We start from the raw sequence: 16,308 nt of genomic DNA, 5'->3' as shown, positions 1-16,308 counted from the left end.
ATGTAAACCATAGTGATTAGCTACGCTTTAATTAGAAGCCTAGTGCCAAACCGATATTGTAGAAAATAAAGCATGCAATCCATGCGAAAGCATTTTCATAGCAGAACATGAATAACATCCATTTCCAAGAACCAGTTTCGCGTTTAATAACTGCTAGCGCTGCGATACATGGAGGGTAAATCAAGATGAATAGCATTAATGTTAATGCAACCAATGGTGTAAAGTCTGGATCATTTTGTAAGTAATCAGTCAATGCTTGAGGGTGAAGTGTATCGCCACCTACTGCATAAATTGTACCCAATGTAGATACAATAACTTCTTTAGCCGCTAAACCAGCCACAAGAGATACACCGATTTTCCAGTCAAAGCCTAATGGTTTAAGAACTGGGTTGATTGCTTTACCGAACATAGCAGCATAGGATTGTTCCAATTTTTCAGAATTTTTTTCATCGTCAATTTTTTGATTTTCATCATCTAAATTAACGCTATTTTTGTACATAGCCCATGCTACTGGGAATAATTGTTCATTTTGTTCTTTAATATCATTGAACAATTCAGGGGCTTCGGAATCATCTTCTACTTCGATTACAGGATCATCTTCTCCAGCATCCTCTGCTTGTGTAGTGGCATCTGCTACAGTAGATTTCATATTATCAACAATTTCATTTACTTGATCTTTTTGTTCATCTGTAGTGATACCAAAATGAGCCAAAGTTTCAGCATCTTTCATTTCATATGTTTGAGCTACTTGATCATGCAATGCATCATAATCTTTGGAGTATTCCACATCCATTGGATATGTTGTGATGAACCATACGAGAATGGAAGCAGCAAGGATGAAAGTACCTGCTTTTTTAAGGTACATAATACCACGTTCAAGCATATGAGTTAATGTAGCTTTTAAAGTTGGTAAATGATATGGAGGCAATTCCATTACGAATGGTTCTGCTTCGCCAGCAAATAAATATTTGCGGAAAATTTTAGCAAATACGATACCAAATACAATGCCTAATGCATACACAGCAAATACTACAGTACCAGCCCATTTAGGAGGGAAAAATGCTGCTGCAAACAAAGTATAAACAGGTAAGCGTGCAGAACAACTCATGAATGGAGTAATTAAGATTGTTACCATACGATCTTTGTAGTTATCAAGTATACGTGCACCCATTACGGATGGTACGGAACAACCAAAACCTAATAATAAAGGAATAAACGATTTACCATGTAAACCACAAGCGCGCATTACACGGTCAATAACGAAGGCAGCACGTGCCATATACCCTGTATCTTCCAAGAAAGAGATACCAAGGAATAATAATAGAATTAATGGTACGAAGGATAATACAGCACCTACACCAGCGATGATACCATCAGAAATAAGTGATTGTAACTGACCTTCTGGAATAACTGTTACAACCCATGCCTGTAATGCAGTAAAGCCATCTGTAATCCAAGTTTGAGGAATAGCACCTACAGTATTTACGAAGTTAAATAGTAACCACATTACAACCATAAAAATTGGCAAACCAAGAATACGGTGAGTTAAAATTTTATCATAACGGTCAGAACGCGTTTCTAATTGTGTAGGAGCCTGTGTTAAACATGTATTATATACTTCTACTGCGAAGCGGTGACGATATTCTTGGAATACTACATCAAGATCGACTTGATCTTTAATTTCTTCACGAATCGCTTTCGCTTTTTCAATAACAGCTTCTGTATTTTCAAAGCGCATAACTTTGCCAATAACGTCCGCATCTTTTTCTAACAACTTAACAGCAACCCAACGAAGTGGATATGTAACAGTACCAGCTTGTTTTAGTTCTTCTACAAGTTCACTAATTTTGCCTTCTAACAAATCACCATAGTTAATTGTTACACCAGGAGCTTTTTGAGAAGCAGCTACACTAACTGTTGCTTCTAACAACTCATTTGTACCAATGTTTGTACGACCTACTGTGCTAACAATTGTAGCCCCTGTCATTTCTGCCATTTTTTTTAGGTCGTATTTGATGCCCATATCTTCAGCAACATCAGACATGTTTAGAGCAATAACCATTGGCTTTTCAAGTTCCACTAATTGTGCAGCTAAATATAAGTTACGTTCCAAATTAGATGCATCAAGAACATTAACAATTACATCTGGGTTATCATTTACGATAACATTACGCGCTACTAACTCATCCAAGGAACGTGCAGTTAAGCTATATGTACCTGGTAAGTCAATAAACAATAACTCATGGCCATCAAATTTCTTATAGCCTTCCTTTTTTTCTACTGTAACGCCGGCATAGTTACCAACGTGTTGCTTCGCCCCTGTGATATTGTTAAACATTGTAGTTTTACCACAGTTAGGGTTACCTGCTAAGGCAATTCGAATTTGCCCTTTTTCTGCCATGTGAACCTCCTATTGAACCTCTACATCAATCATGCCAGCTTCGCTATTACGAAGTGCTAATTCAAAGTTTTTTACTTTGATTTCCACCGGATCCCCCAAAGGGGCAAACTTCATAACATGGATTTTTGTACCATGTACAAGACCCATGTCAATTAGACGATGCTTAACGTTGCCACTGCCATGTAGTGTAACAATAAGACCAGACTCACCTGGTTTCATGTCTTTTAACTTTTTGATAGCCATACGACACCTCCTAATTATTGTACCTAACAACCTCATATTAAACACACCAAATAATAATGCGTATTAATATCTTAAATTATTATATCATGAGAGTTCATAATTTCAACAATAATTATCATTTTATTATTCAAAATATTTATACTTATTATTAAATATGATTATACCTATTTTAAAAATATACCAAACATACTTATAAAATAAGGGTCCATCAATTTTAATATTATATACACAATAAGATTTCTCATTACTGAAAATGATAATTAAGGTTATCTTGTTATCAATTTATTATATATTCATTCTCATTTTCATACTTGCGTTTTAAGAATTGCCTGTCATTATTAAAACTTCTAATCTCAATTTCGCCCTTCAAATTCTCATTTTCTGAATTTTATTCATTTAATTAGATGTTATTCAACACTCATTATCTCCCCAGAATAATCCATAATGATATAAATTTGCTCCACTCTAATAGATTAGGTATAATTAATATAATATGTATTAAAGAAAGGACGACACATGAAATCTTTTAAATCCTTAGGCGTTTGCGACGAACTTATTAGCACCTTACAAAAACAAGGCATCAAGGAACCAACGCCGATTCAAGAACAATCGATTCCTATCGTCTTCAAAGGCAATGATATTATTGCAAAGGCACAAACAGGAACAGGCAAAACACTAGCCTTCTTATTGCCTATATTGCAACGCATTCACACAGATGTACATCAAGAACAAGTACTGATTATCGCACCAACACGGGAACTCATTAAACAAATTTCCGACGAAGCAAAGGTGCTAGGCGCTGTGTTGGATGTCGATATTCTTCCGCTCATCGGTGGTAAAACGATTGAATCCCAATTACAACAACTTGGTAGACGTCCTCACGTTATCCTAGGTACACCAGGTCGCTTATTGGACCACGCTAAGCGCGGCTCACTCCATCTCGATTCGATCCGTCGCGTAGTATTAGATGAAGCGGATCAAATGCTTCACATGGGATTTTTACCAGACATAGAAAACCTAATCGGTCAAACAGATGCGAATCGACAATTGTTACTCTTCTCTGCTACAATTCCGGACAAGATACGCAACCTAGCAAAAGCATATATGACAAAACCGGTATCTGTAACGGCGGAAGGCAAACACATTACACTAGACTCAATTGACCAACGCGTATACATGATGAATCCAGAGGATAAAACACCTCGCCTCATCAAGATGATCCAAGAAGATAATCCATATTTGGCAATTGTATTCTGTAACAAGCGAGAAGGCGCCATTCGACTATCCTATGAGTTGACAGCTGCAGGTCTCAACATTGCTGAAATGCACGGCGACCTAACACAGGGCCGACGCACACAAATACTTCGAGACTTTGCCAAGGCAAAAACACAAATTTTGGTGGCTACTGATATTGCAGCGCGCGGCATCGATATTGAGGGCATCACTCATGTATACAACTATGATGTACCTCATGATGTAGATTACTACATCCATCGTATCGGTCGTACAGGTCGTGCAGGTAATTCTGGTATAGCCGTTACATTTGCTACGCCAGCCGATGAATCTTGGTTACGACGCATAGAACGTGCGATCCAAGCAACCTTAACAAAATACACAAAAGATGGGCAAATCAAAACTAAAGGTAATGCCAGCACTGCGCCAAAACGCAAAAAAGCAACATCAAAACCTAAAATCACAAGTTCCTATCAATCTACAAAGGCAAAAGCCCATAAGGCTCGAGGCCATAAGGGTTCCAATACTCGACAACGCCGTGCCTCTACATCACAAACAGGTCGACGTGGCAATCGAAGATAACACAAAAATGCGTGTAGCATATCCTAAGCTACACGCATTTTTTATGTGCCATTATTTATTTTGATTTGCATAGATACTCGGTACACCCTCTACATCCATGCACTGCGTCTTGCAAGCTAAACGATTACTACAAACCCATGTAGTACGTCCTCTCATCTGTTGCTTTACAAAATATCCTTTTTTGCATCGAGGGCATATATATTGCTTTGACTCTTCCGGAACCTCCAGATTTGAATCCTCGTTTTGACCACCACCTACAGGTTGAGTATATCGACAAGACGGATAATTAGTACAACCTAAAAAGGCGCCAAACTTACCACTCCGCTGTTGTAATCGCCCCTTCTTACAGGATGGACACTCGGGTAAATCCTTCAGATTTACTTGATTGGCATCCATAGGCCGTCTTGCATTTTGATTCGAAATGGTACGAACCACATTTGGCATCATTTGATCACGACTCACCTGTTTATCAAAACCAAGTTTATCAATTAAGTGTTGTAAAAATTGAATCTGATCTTTTAGGAATGACTCCAGTGTATCCTCCCCCTCACTCATAAGAGCAAGACGTTCCTCCCAAATGGCTGTTTCATCAGGATATAATAATTCATCAGGCAATGCATCTACCAAAAGATATCCCGTATCGGTAGGAGATAACACCTGTTTCTTACCAGATGTCTTCATAAACCCACGACTGATTAATTCATCAATAATATTTGCCCGCGTCGCTTCCGTTCCAATACCGGATACGGCCTTCAATTGTTTCTTCAACTCTTCATTCTTAACAAACTTATGAATTTCCTTCATCGCTTGTAATAATGTAGAAGGCGTAAATCGAGATGGCGGTTTTGTTTGTTTTGACTCTACAGATGAATCCGTATATTGAACTGAGTCATTCTTTTTAACCGACGGCAAATGATCTGCTTCTTCGATAGCATCCTTTTTAGGCCCTGATTCTGCACCTCGTTCATCGGTTAAGTCCGGTTCATCACCATCTGCGTTAGTCTTAGACTTTTGACGCTTATATAAGGACTTCCAGCCTTCTTCAATAACAACGCGACCATTGGCAACGAATTCTTCCTCGCATTGACCAACTACAATCCTTGTTTGCTCATATACATGTTCTCCATAAAATTGAGCAATATAGGCCTGACTGATGAGAAAGTAAATATTACGTTCTGCTTGAGTTAAGCTGTTTACATTACAAGCAACTGTGGTTGGAATGATGGCATGATGGGCAGTAATCTTTTTTTCATTCCATGCACGACTCTTAATATTTCTATCCGCATTTTGTGCCCATTGTGAAAGTTTTTCATCCCCCGATTGCGCTAAATTGCTGAGAATAGCCATACGGTCACCATATTGATTAGGTGGCAAGTATTCACAATCAGAACGAGGATACGTGGTCAATTTTTTCTCGTATAATTTCTGTGCCGTATCAAGTACAGTTTGAGGGTCATAAGAGTATGCCTTCCCTGCCAACACTTGTAATGACGATAGTGATAATGGCAAGCGTTGTAAATCTTTCTTCTTGGATTTTGTAACGGATTTTACCACACCATCAGGGCTTGATGCTAGCTGTTGCACTAAGCTTTCAGCAACCCCTTTATTAACGAGACGCCCATCTGGATCTAATCCTTTTTGTTCATCCTTAGGTTGCCACGTTGCCCAAAAGGTACCATTCTCATGGGTATATAAAATTTTAACGGTAAAATAATCAACCGGTTTAAAATCAGCTAATTCTCGCTCACGACGTACCACGAGTGCTAGTGTCGGTGTTTTTACACGGCCTATAGGCAATGTTACCTTATTCCCCTTATACCGTTCAGATAATGTATAAGCCCGAGATAAATTCATCCCGATTAACCAATCTGCACGCGCTCTAGCTAATGCAGATTGATATAGATTGTGAAAGTCCTTATTATCCCGCAAATCACCTAATGCCGATTTTACAGATTTCTCGTCCAATGCATTTAACAAAATCCGTTGCACCGGTTTTGTGTTGCCTACAAAATACAAAACCTCATCGACTAATAACTGACCTTCTCTATCCGGGTCACCTGCGTTGACGATGATATCAGCTTTTCCAATCAGCTCTTTTACAGTTTCAAACTGTTGACGACTACTATCGGTTACGAGTAATTTCCACTCAGTAGGTACGATTGGTAAATCTTGAGGGCGCCAGCGGATATACTTATCGTCATAGTCACCAGGCTCAGCTTGATGTAATACATGCCCTACAACCCATGTAACAATATCGTCACCTTGAATGAAATAACCATTGCGTTTTTGTATATTCTTATTTTCCGGCAAACATTTACTGATTTCTCGAGCCATGGATGGCTTTTCTGCAATAAATAACCGCATGGTCCCCTCCTTAACGTACATATGGCGACCATCCCCGTAGTCGCTCTTTGAAATCTCATTATACTACAATTTAGTGGTCATAACTACCAAAATCATGTATAATTTTAAAGATATGAATGATGTGAAAATTGTACAATACAATTAAACTTTCACAAGCGAAACAACAGAGGTGAATTATGACATTTTTAGAAGAAGTACAACGTCGTCGTACGTTTGCTATCATATCTCACCCGGATGCGGGTAAAACGACACTAACAGAAAAATTACTTTTATATGGTGGTGCCATTCACTTAGCGGGGTCCGTTAAATCTCGTAAAACGGCAAAACACGCTGTATCTGACTGGATGGAAATCGAAAAGCAACGTGGTATCTCTGTAACGAGTTCCGTATTGCAATTCGACTACGATGGATGTCGCGTAAATATCCTCGATACACCTGGTCACCAAGACTTCTCTGAAGATACCTACCGTACATTGATGGCTGCCGATAGTGCAGTCATGCTCATCGACGTAGCAAAAGGTGTGGAAGCACAAACAAAAAAACTATTTGCTGTTTCTAAAGAACGGGGTATTCCGATTTTTACATTCGTAAATAAAATTGACCATTTTGGTCGTAATCCATTCGATTTGATGGAAGAAATCGAAAACGTTCTCGGCATTCGTACATGCCCTATGAACTGGCCTATCGGTATCAACGGCGAATACAAGGGCGTATACGATAGAGAACATGAAACGATCGAGCTCTTTGCTAAGGATGAAACACATGGTCAAGAAAAGTTAGCCTCTGAAAAAGGTGCATTAACTGACCCTCGCATGAAAGAATTATTAGGTGACGATGTATATCAAGCATTGCTTGATGATATCGAATTATTAGACGTTGCAGGCGACCCATTCGATTTTGATAAGGTGCGCGCCGGCGAATTGACACCGATGTTCTTCGGCTCCGCTATGACAAACTTTGGGGTAAAACCATTCTTAGAAAAATTCTTAGAACTCGCTCCATCCCCAGCTCCACGTCAAGCTATCGAAGAGGTTGTACAACCTACAAGCGAAGACTTCTCGGCATTAGTATTTAAAATTCAAGCCAATATGGACCCTAATCACCATGATCGCATCGTATTTATGCGTATCTGCTCTGGTAAATTTGAAAAGGGCATGTCCGTATTGCATCGCCAATCGAATAAGACGATTCGCTTATCACAACCACAACAATTCTTGGCTACAGAACGTACCATTGTAGAAGATGCGTATCCTGGCGATATTATCGGTGTCTTTGACGCCGGCACAATGGGTGTAGGCGATACACTATGTGCACAAAAGCACAAGGTTACATTTGGCGACTTCCCTGTCTTCCCACCTGAATTCTTTGCTCGTGTATCTCCAAAAGATACAATGAAACGCAAACAATTCCAAAAAGGCATGACACAACTTGCCCAAGAAGGGGCTGTTCAAATCTTTGAACAACCAGGTGCTCTTGACTCCTTCGTAGTTGGCGCTGTTGGTATGCTTCAATTTGAGGTATTGGAATACCGCCTAAAAAATGAATACGGTGTCGATTTATTAAATCATACATTGCCATACAGTGTGGCACGCTGGATTGACGGAGACGTAGATACATCCACACTAAAAGGTCTAGATAATGCGATGATCGTAAAGGATAACCGTGACCGCACCGTTGTACTCATCGCCAACGAATGGCAAATGGGTTGGGTTCTAGAACGTAATCCAGATATTACATTCTTAACAACACCAAAATTACATAATGAGATTTAATTAAATCTTAGTTCACTATATAAATGGCGCAGGCCCTTTCTATCGAGCCTGCGCCATTTCAGTCTCACATTTATACAATCAAAATTTTTCTATTCTCATTAGAGGAATTTATGACGAAAGTGTAGAATATATAATCTATACATATTTTGTATACATGATAAATTCTATAGTATTTAATTGGTTGTTCATGATACAATGTAATAAATTATTTTTATTTGTTAAAAGGAGTGATTTTATGCCACTGATTGACCTAAAGTTAGTCAACGATGTATGGACACTAAACCTGTCCATGATTCAAACTGTGGGCCTCGCTGTAATTACCTTATTCATAGGTACTTGGATTAATAAACATTCCAAGTTTTTACAACGTATGTGTATGCCAGCACCAGCTGTAGGGGCTCTACCATTTGCATTTTTAACTGCTATTCTTTCTTATTATCATATCTTGGATATCAAATTTGAAGGTTCCTTGCAAACCTTTTTAATGCTTGCCTTCTTTACTACCATCGGTTTGATGGCTTCCTTAAAGGTATTGAAAAAAGGCGGTATTTTCATTATCTTCTTCTTCCTTGCTTGTGCCGTGTGGATTGTAGTTCAAAATACTGCAGGTATCGCCATTGCAAAAGCATTGGGTATTGAACCTATTATCGGTATCATGGCCGGTTCCGTATCCATGATTGGTGGTCTCGGTACGGCAGGTGCCTTCGGTCCATACTACGAACAATTACTTGGTATTCCAGGTACTGCATCTGCAGCCGTAGCAGCAGCTACATTTGGTATGGTAGCTGGTACGATTTTAGGTGCTCCAGTAGGAGAACGCATCATCAAAATGCATAAGGTAAAAACACCTTACGACAACCCTGAAACTATGGATGATGACAACATCGATTATATCGAAGATCACGTTGAAGGCGGCGGAAAGCAATTCAACTCTCAAGATTTGTTAACGATTTGTATGTGGATTGGCCTAGCTCTTGGAATTGGTACCATCGTAAGTGCAGGTTTATCTATCTTAACTCCATTACCTGCATACATTGGCTCTATGATTTGTGCAGCCATCATTCGTAACTTTGGTGACTTTACAAAATCCTACAAGATTAACGATGCTGCCCTTGATGCTGTATCTAATGTAGCATTGTCCCTATTCGTTACAATGGCAATCAATAGCTTGAAACTTGTACAATTAATCGACCTTGCATTACCACTTATTACAATCTTAGTTGCACAAATGGCGCTTATCTGTGTATTCGCATACATTATTTACTTCCTATTTGGTCGCAACTACGATTCCGTTATGCTCGGTGCAGGTGCTATCGGTTTCGGCTTAGGTGCTACGCCAAACGCATTGGTTAATATGTTATCCTTAGCAAGTAAACACGGCCCATCCCCTCGTGCATGGCTCGTTGTATCCTTGGTAGGTGCATTCTTAATCGACTTTGCTAATGCCTTTATTATTACAACAATGGCTGGCATTCTATACTAAAATGAAAGGACCCATTCGGGTCCTTTTTTATGCCAAAAGGTCCTAAGGATAATCCTTAGGACCTTTTAATTATATTATTTAATTAAGGCCGCCCACGCATTGGCTACATCGGCAAATTCTTGGAGGGTAAATGTCTCTCCTCTTCGTTGACCATCGATATTGGCTTTTGCTAAAAGCTCTTCAATTCGATCTTTAGAAAGCCCTGTCGTCTTCATTGTATTAGCAAATGTTTTACGTCGTTGTGCAAAACCAGCTTTCACAACGCGGAAGAATAGTTTCTCATCAATCACATCCACAGGAGGTTTATCACGCAATACACAACGAATGACAGAACTCGTTACAGCTGGCGCTGGCAAGAAAGATTTTGGCGGAACATCTAACACGATATCGGGCTTAGTATAATACTGAACAGCCACCGATAGAGCACCGTAGTCCTTCGTACCTGGCTTTGCCACCATCCGTAAGGCTACTTCTTTTTGTACCATCACAACGAGGCGCTCTATAGGCAATCTACTTTCCAAAAGAGACATAATAATAGGCGTTGTAATGTAATATGGCAAATTAGCAACAACCTTGAACGGTTCATGATGCATAATGGACGGTACATCCAATTTCAACACATCCCCATGAACAATAGTCACGTTACTATATTGAGCTAGTGTCGTATCTAAAACCTCTAATAAACGCGTATCGAGCTCAATAGCCGTTACATTAGCACCACTTTGTGCTAAGCCTTGTGTAAGCGTGCCAATACCAGGACCAATTTCTAAAACAGGCTCTCCTTCTTGTAAATCCGCAGCTTTTACAATTTCATCAACAATGCCACGCTTAATCAGAAAATTCTGGCCCAACTTTTTGCTCATTTTAATATCAAAACGTTTACAGATATAATGAACTACTTCTGGACTCGCAATGATAGATTCAATCATGAATACTCCTATTCTAAATTTTGTTACGAATTTAATACTATGTTTGTTGAAAGTATATTAACATCTTGAAACGGCTTGTTCATATTCATCACGACTGATGCCATAATGATTGAGTCGATATAAAAACTGTTTGCCATTTCCATATCCTATACCCAAAGCAGCACCAACGGCAGCTCGTTTATCAGCACTATTAGGAAATCCAGAAAGGCCATGTCGTACAAGATCTGCCATCGTAAATTCCTCGCTGGATACCAATGATTCTGTATGGAGTACGGATAAAGCCTTTATAATAGATTCTGGCGAAGCTTGTTCGATGCCAATATCATCATTTGCATAGGCCTCATCGCGAGGAACAAAGGCATGTTGTGCATTAGGAAATTTCTTTGTTAATACGCGACGTATACGTTCGCCAGCCGTATCTGGATCGGTAAGAATAATAATGCCCCGCTTTTCATAGGCTACGCGAATCTGTTCAATAACGCCCTTGCGCAAGGTAAATCCTTCCGTAGCAATACAATCAGCGTCAATAGCTTGATGTATACGTTGTATATCCGATTTTCCTTCTACTACAATAACCTCTTTTAACATAGGACCTCCTTATATCTATTATATTATTGTAACATATATAGCATTGCTTAAATAGGTGTAATAGTTTAGTATAATATTATATAAATCTATAAAATAAGGAGATAATTGTGACATTACAACAATTGCGATATGTAACGACAATTGCCAATATCGGCAGTATTAGTGAGGCTGCAAAACGTTTATTCGTATCTCAGCCAAGCTTGACGAAAGCCATAAAAGAATTAGAAAAGGAGATGGGCATTACCATCTTCGATCGCACCAATAAGGGCATTACTGTATCTAAGGAGGGCGAGCGTTTTTTAGGATATGCACGCCAAGTATTGGAACAAGCTACGCTGTTAGAAGAACAATATAAGAGTAATAAAGGTGGAAAAAAACAATTTTCCGTATCTACACAACATTACTCCTTTGCAGTAAATGCTTTTATCGATCTTATCAATCAAAGCGATGTAGACTCTTATGATTTCTCGTTACGGGAAACACAAACCTATGAAATCATTGATGACGTAGCGCATATGAAAAGCGAAATCGGTCTTTTATATTACAATGATTTTAATCGACCTGTTTTAGAAAAATTGATTCATACTAACGAATTAACCTTTACAGAGCTATTCACGGCGAGCCCTCATATTTTTATCGGCAAACAACATCCATTAGCTACTAAAAAAATGGTCTCTATGAATGAATTGGAACCATATCCTTATGTATCATTTGAACAAGGCGACCATAATTCGTTCTATTTTTCCGAAGAAATTTTTAGTACTGTTGTGCGCCCAAAACATATACGTGTCCGTGATAGGGCCTCCCTCTTTAGTCTATTAATCGGCCTCAATGGATACACCGTATCAAGCGGCGTTATCGATAAGGAGTTCAATGGTGAAAGTATCATTTCCGTGCCCCTATCAGAAGAAGGCATCATGCATATCGGCTACATTACTAACAATAAAATGCAGCGCAGTCGTTTAGGACAAGGATATATTAATGCCTTAGAGCAATATGTAAACAATTATGGCAAACATATTCAATTGCCCACCGAAAAATAAATCTTTCGATTCTACAAATCAAAATAACAAACTAAATCAGTACATCCTCTATACAGAAGGATGTACTTTTTCTTTATAACTAATGCCATACTATATGGTTGCCTCCATAACTATAATCTATACCAAACATTAACATATAGATATTTTTAAATATAGTTAGACTTAGCTATAATAAACCTATCGAAATTATCGGTTATACCGTTTATTATAGGAGGTTTTATTATGTCTAACCATTTAGCACCATTTCATTTTGATATTGTAGGTTCTTTCCTACGTCCAGCAGAATTAAAAGAAGCACGTCAAGCTTTCACAGACGGCAAAATCACTCGCGAAGATTTAACAGCAGTCGAAGATCGCCTTATTACAGACCTTATCAAAAAACAAAAAGCAGCAGGTCTACCTGTGATTACAGATGGCGAGTTCCGCCGCGCATATTGGCATTTGGATTTCATGTGGGGATTCAATGGTGTAAAAGAAATTGAACTTGAACATGGCTACAAATTCCACGGTCAAGAAACAGCACCTGGTTCTCTTGCACTTACAGGCAAAATCACAGGCACTAATCACCCATTCGTAGAACATTTTAAATTCGTAAAACAATTCGAAGATGAACATACAACAGCTCGTCAAACCATCCCTGCCCCATCTCAATTCTTAGCAGAATTATTTCGAGAAGATAATGGTACTGTAACACGTTCCTTCTACCCAGATTTAGAGGAGTTAATCCAAGATATTGCAGCAGCCTATCGTCAAGTTATAAAAGATTTATATGATGCAGGTTGTCGCAACATTCAATTTGATGATTGTACATGGGGTATGTGCTGCGACCATGGCTATTGGACTGGCCGTCAAAAAGATAAAAGTGTAACCATCGAAGGAGAAACAGCAAAATACTTACGCGTAAATAACTTGGCCCTTGAAGGTCGTCCTCAGGATCTAGCTTTTACAACACATGTATGCCGCGGTAATTACAACTCTACTTGGGCTGCTAGCGGCGGCTATGAACCAGTGGCACCAATTCTATTTGCCAAAGAAAACGTAGATGCATATTACTTAGAATTCGACGACGAACGGTCCGGTGGCTTTGAACCATTGCGTGAAGTATCACCTAATAAAAAGGTTGTATTAGGCCTCATTACAACAAAACGTCCACAACTAGAAGATAAAGAAGTGATTAAGGCTCGCATTAAGGAAGCTACGAAATACATTCCTCTCGAAAGACTTTGCCTATCCCCTCAATGCGGATTTGCATCCTGCGAAATCGGCAATCAATTAACCGAAAAAGAACAATGGGTCAAATTAGCATTAGTTAAAGAAATCGCACACGAAGTATGGGGTGATTAGATGACAGAGCGCACAATATACTTAGGTGGTGGTTGTTTCTGGGGATTACAAGGTTATATTCGCCAAATTCATGGTATAGTATCGACTGAGGTGGGCTATGCCAACGGCCCTACTACCAACCCAAGTTATGAAGATGTATGTCATGACAGTGGCCATGTAGAAGCACTAAAAGTAATCTATGATACCGATATATTATCATTAGATCATTTAATTCAGTATTTCTTGCGTGCTATCGATCCATTTAGCATCAATAAACAAGGTGGGGATGAAGGAGTTCAGTATCGGACAGGTATATACTATACAGATAGTGCTGATAAAGCAATTATCGAGACTACATTAGCACGTGCTCAATCCTTTGAAAGCAAGCCCTTCGCCATCGAAGTATTACCACTTGATAACTATTACTCTGCAGAAGAATATCATCAAGATTATTTAGACAAAAACCCTAATGGTTATTGTCACATTCCTCTCGGCCTATCCCAAGAGCCACTTATAGACGATAGCGCCTATAACAAACCGACCGAAAAAGACTTGCAAACTTTATCACCGCAAGAGTTTGAAGTGACTCAAAATGCTGCTACAGATGCACCATTTAGTCATGAATTGACTGATGAGTTTAAATCTGGACTCTATGTAGATATTACAACGGGTGAACCACTATTCGGATCATCGCGTAAATTCGAGTCACACTGTGGTTGGCCAAGTTTTACAAAACCAATAGCAAAGGATGTTATTCGGTATTACAAAGATGACTCCCATAGTATGCAACGTATTGAAGTGCGTAGTCGAATCGGAAATGCACACCTAGGTCATGTTTTTGAAGATGGACCTAATGGATCATTACGGTATTGTATCAATGGATCTGCGCTCAAATTTATACCTAAAAATGAATTATTAGGAACAAAGTATGAATACCTAATTCCTTATATCGACTAATATCTATACAATAAAAGGACGATACATTTCCTCGTTGGAAACTATCGTCCTTTTCTCATTAGGTTAATTATACAAAAAGGAGATATCACTTGGATATCTCCATTTATTATTAATATGAATTAATCGAGTACGTAAACTGTTACATCACGTCGACCAAAGTCCATGGCTTCACCATAGGAGTCCATAACAAGGTCAATACGATTTCCTACGATAGCACCGCCTGTATCAGCTGCTACGGCCTCACCATAGCCTGGAATAAATAAGCGCGTACCTAATGGAATCACATCAGGGTCAACAGCAACTACACCGCGTACTGCAGGAATGCCTGTAGCAGTAATACCAGCACCGTCGCCATCACCTGCTAAATAAGCAGATGCTTCCATAACGATGGAACGAGATGCACGGCCAGATACATTACGGGATGTCGTTACTTCACGAGTACCTTCTTTAATAATTGTAGGTACCATATTGGTCATTACAGACTTAGACAATTCATTCGTTCTAATAGCGGTGCCATTATTATATAATGTCTCAACCTGAACGCGTTCAGTGCCCGGTTGACCAACTTGAACAACTTCTTCTTCACCTTGAGCCATTGTGTCATCTTTTTGACGAATAACTTGAACTGGGATTTCTTGATCCACAGTATTCACTGCACGGCTTGTAACACGTACAATATTCACAGTACTACCAGCTTGAATAGCACCACTAGCTGCAGTGGTATAATTAGGAGCTTTAAAGCCTAATTCTTCTGCTAAATCCTCGGCTGTAGTTTGTGTAGTATAAACAGTTCTAGTTTTTCCATTTACTGTAACAGATACTGGGAATGCTCTTACTACTGTAAGTGTTGTCCCTTCTTGTACAGAATTAGAATCGCTAATTACTTTATCTTTCGGATTTAATTTAATACCTGCGTTACGCACGATACCTTCATTCGAATTTAAATGTGTTTTAACAGTATGAGCTGCACCATCAGCCATGACTGTAACAGTTTTATCGTTGTAAGAAAAACCAGTCAAGGTTATTGCAGTTACCATCAATCCAGCAACCACAGACGATATATATCGCTTGTGCGTCTTTTGAATTCTCATTACGAAATACCTCCTGTAACAATCATATTCTACTACAGTTAGATATAACCTGTCAAACACACAAGGTTAACAATCGTTGATAAACCCTCATAATATATAGTTTTTCTTATTTTTAATCTTTTGTTTTTTTACACTTTGTCCACTGTATAAATACATATCTAGGTTTTTCGATAACATACTACATAAGCAAAATTGTAGAGGTATATAAGATACTACTACAATATATAGTATATGATGTATATATTATTTCGACAATGAATATTTATGAGTTTTTCTATTGTTACCACAAAATATATTAA

At 38.8% G+C, this 16,308-nt stretch carries 12 protein-coding genes; 6 read left to right on the top strand and 6 right to left on the bottom strand.

Features of this window, described 5'->3' with window-relative positions; genetic code table 11:
* Positions 1 to 31: 31 nt before the first annotated feature.
* Both feoB and VAHSUH02_RS04075 read right to left on the bottom strand, forming a co-directional pair.
* Positions 32 to 2,401, bottom strand: a complete 2,370-nt coding sequence (gene feoB / locus VAHSUH02_RS04080) for a ferrous iron transport protein B (RefSeq protein ID WP_105112047.1) — start codon at positions 2,399 to 2,401, stop codon at positions 32 to 34.
* Positions 2,402 to 2,410: 9 nt separating this feature from the next.
* Positions 2,411 to 2,644 (bottom strand): FeoA family protein, encoded by a 234-nt coding sequence (locus VAHSUH02_RS04075; RefSeq protein ID WP_005376797.1) that lies wholly within the window; start codon positions 2,642 to 2,644, stop codon positions 2,411 to 2,413.
* 516 nt (positions 2,645 to 3,160) lie between these two features.
* On the opposite strand from VAHSUH02_RS04075, the gene VAHSUH02_RS04070 reads away from it, so the two are divergent.
* The gene (locus VAHSUH02_RS04070) at positions 3,161 to 4,459 is read left to right on the top strand and encodes a DEAD/DEAH box helicase (RefSeq protein ID WP_005376811.1); all 1,299 of its coding nucleotides are present in this window, start codon (positions 3,161 to 3,163) and stop codon (positions 4,457 to 4,459) included.
* A 51-nt stretch (positions 4,460 to 4,510) separates the two neighbouring features.
* Here the strand turns inward: VAHSUH02_RS04070 and VAHSUH02_RS04065 are convergent, their stop codons facing one another.
* Positions 4,511 to 6,823, bottom strand: coding sequence for a DNA topoisomerase 3 (locus VAHSUH02_RS04065; RefSeq protein ID WP_038148583.1), 2,313 nt, complete (start codon positions 6,821 to 6,823; stop codon positions 4,511 to 4,513).
* Positions 6,824 to 6,999: 176 nt separating this feature from the next.
* Between VAHSUH02_RS04065 and VAHSUH02_RS04060 the strand changes: the two genes are divergently transcribed.
* Together VAHSUH02_RS04060 and VAHSUH02_RS04055 are read left to right on the top strand one after the other, a co-directional pair.
* Positions 7,000 to 8,595 carry a peptide chain release factor 3 gene (locus VAHSUH02_RS04060; protein WP_005382468.1) on the top strand — a complete coding sequence of 532 codons (1,596 nt, stop codon included), beginning with the start codon at positions 7,000 to 7,002 and terminating at the stop codon, positions 8,593 to 8,595.
* A gap of 235 nt (positions 8,596 to 8,830) precedes the next feature.
* Positions 8,831 to 10,078 carry a sodium/glutamate symporter gene (locus VAHSUH02_RS04055; RefSeq protein WP_005378508.1) on the top strand — a complete coding sequence of 416 codons (1,248 nt, stop codon included), beginning with the start codon at positions 8,831 to 8,833 and terminating at the stop codon, positions 10,076 to 10,078.
* A gap of 74 nt (positions 10,079 to 10,152) precedes the next feature.
* Here the strand turns inward: VAHSUH02_RS04055 and rsmA are convergent, their stop codons facing one another.
* A complete protein-coding gene (gene rsmA / locus VAHSUH02_RS04050) occupies positions 10,153 to 11,007 on the bottom strand; it encodes a 16S rRNA (adenine(1518)-N(6)/adenine(1519)-N(6))-dimethyltransferase RsmA (RefSeq protein ID WP_005378475.1) in 855 nt (284 codons plus the stop codon).
* Between the two features lie 57 nt (positions 11,008 to 11,064).
* Complete coding sequence (gene rnmV, locus VAHSUH02_RS04045) at positions 11,065 to 11,595, bottom strand: ribonuclease M5 (protein WP_005378514.1); 531 nt, start codon at positions 11,593 to 11,595, stop codon at positions 11,065 to 11,067.
* 107 nt (positions 11,596 to 11,702) lie between these two features.
* On the opposite strand from rnmV, the gene VAHSUH02_RS04040 reads away from it, so the two are divergent.
* The 3 genes from VAHSUH02_RS04040 (at position 11,703) to msrB (ending at position 14,918) form a co-directional block, all read left to right on the top strand.
* The gene (locus VAHSUH02_RS04040; RefSeq protein ID WP_005378470.1) at positions 11,703 to 12,638 is read left to right on the top strand and encodes a LysR family transcriptional regulator; all 936 of its coding nucleotides are present in this window, start codon (positions 11,703 to 11,705) and stop codon (positions 12,636 to 12,638) included.
* 222 nt (positions 12,639 to 12,860) lie between these two features.
* Positions 12,861 to 13,982 carry a 5-methyltetrahydropteroyltriglutamate--homocysteine S-methyltransferase gene (locus tag VAHSUH02_RS04035; RefSeq protein WP_005382470.1) on the top strand — a complete coding sequence of 374 codons (1,122 nt, stop codon included), beginning with the start codon at positions 12,861 to 12,863 and terminating at the stop codon, positions 13,980 to 13,982.
* The gene (gene msrB / locus VAHSUH02_RS04030; RefSeq protein ID WP_005382471.1) at positions 13,983 to 14,918 is read left to right on the top strand and encodes a peptide-methionine (R)-S-oxide reductase MsrB; all 936 of its coding nucleotides are present in this window, start codon (positions 13,983 to 13,985) and stop codon (positions 14,916 to 14,918) included.
* 119 nt (positions 14,919 to 15,037) lie between these two features.
* Here msrB and VAHSUH02_RS04025 read toward each other — a convergent pair whose 3' ends face one another.
* Positions 15,038 to 16,009 (bottom strand): 3D domain-containing protein, encoded by a 972-nt coding sequence (locus VAHSUH02_RS04025; RefSeq protein ID WP_005382472.1) that lies wholly within the window; start codon positions 16,007 to 16,009, stop codon positions 15,038 to 15,040.
* Positions 16,010 to 16,308: the final 299 nt, after the last annotated feature.

This window comes from Veillonella atypica KON (assembly GCF_002959915.1).
Classification (GTDB): Bacteria; Bacillota; Negativicutes; order Veillonellales; family Veillonellaceae; genus Veillonella; species Veillonella atypica.
Note: the sequence above shows the minus strand (reverse complement) of the source record. Positions and strands in the feature narration are given on the sequence as shown.

Coding starts and splice junctions, on each gene's coding strand:
- feoB (WP_105112047.1), bottom strand. CDS start 2,401: ATGGCAGAAAAAGGGCAAATTCGAATTGCCTTAGCAGGTAACCCTAAC.
- VAHSUH02_RS04075 (WP_005376797.1), bottom strand. CDS start 2,644: ATGGCTATCAAAAAGTTAAAAGACATGAAACCAGGTGAGTCTGGTCTT.
- VAHSUH02_RS04070 (WP_005376811.1), top strand. CDS start 3,161: ATGAAATCTTTTAAATCCTTAGGCGTTTGCGACGAACTTATTAGCACC.
- VAHSUH02_RS04065 (WP_038148583.1), bottom strand. CDS start 6,823: ATGCGGTTATTTATTGCAGAAAAGCCATCCATGGCTCGAGAAATCAGT.
- VAHSUH02_RS04060 (WP_005382468.1), top strand. CDS start 7,000: ATGACATTTTTAGAAGAAGTACAACGTCGTCGTACGTTTGCTATCATA.
- VAHSUH02_RS04055 (WP_005378508.1), top strand. CDS start 8,831: ATGCCACTGATTGACCTAAAGTTAGTCAACGATGTATGGACACTAAAC.
- rsmA (WP_005378475.1), bottom strand. CDS start 11,007: ATGATTGAATCTATCATTGCGAGTCCAGAAGTAGTTCATTATATCTGT.
- rnmV (WP_005378514.1), bottom strand. CDS start 11,595: ATGTTAAAAGAGGTTATTGTAGTAGAAGGAAAATCGGATATACAACGT.
- VAHSUH02_RS04035 (WP_005382470.1), top strand. CDS start 12,861: ATGTCTAACCATTTAGCACCATTTCATTTTGATATTGTAGGTTCTTTC.
- msrB (WP_005382471.1), top strand. CDS start 13,983: ATGACAGAGCGCACAATATACTTAGGTGGTGGTTGTTTCTGGGGATTA.
- VAHSUH02_RS04025 (WP_005382472.1), bottom strand. CDS start 16,009: ATGAGAATTCAAAAGACGCACAAGCGATATATATCGTCTGTGGTTGCT.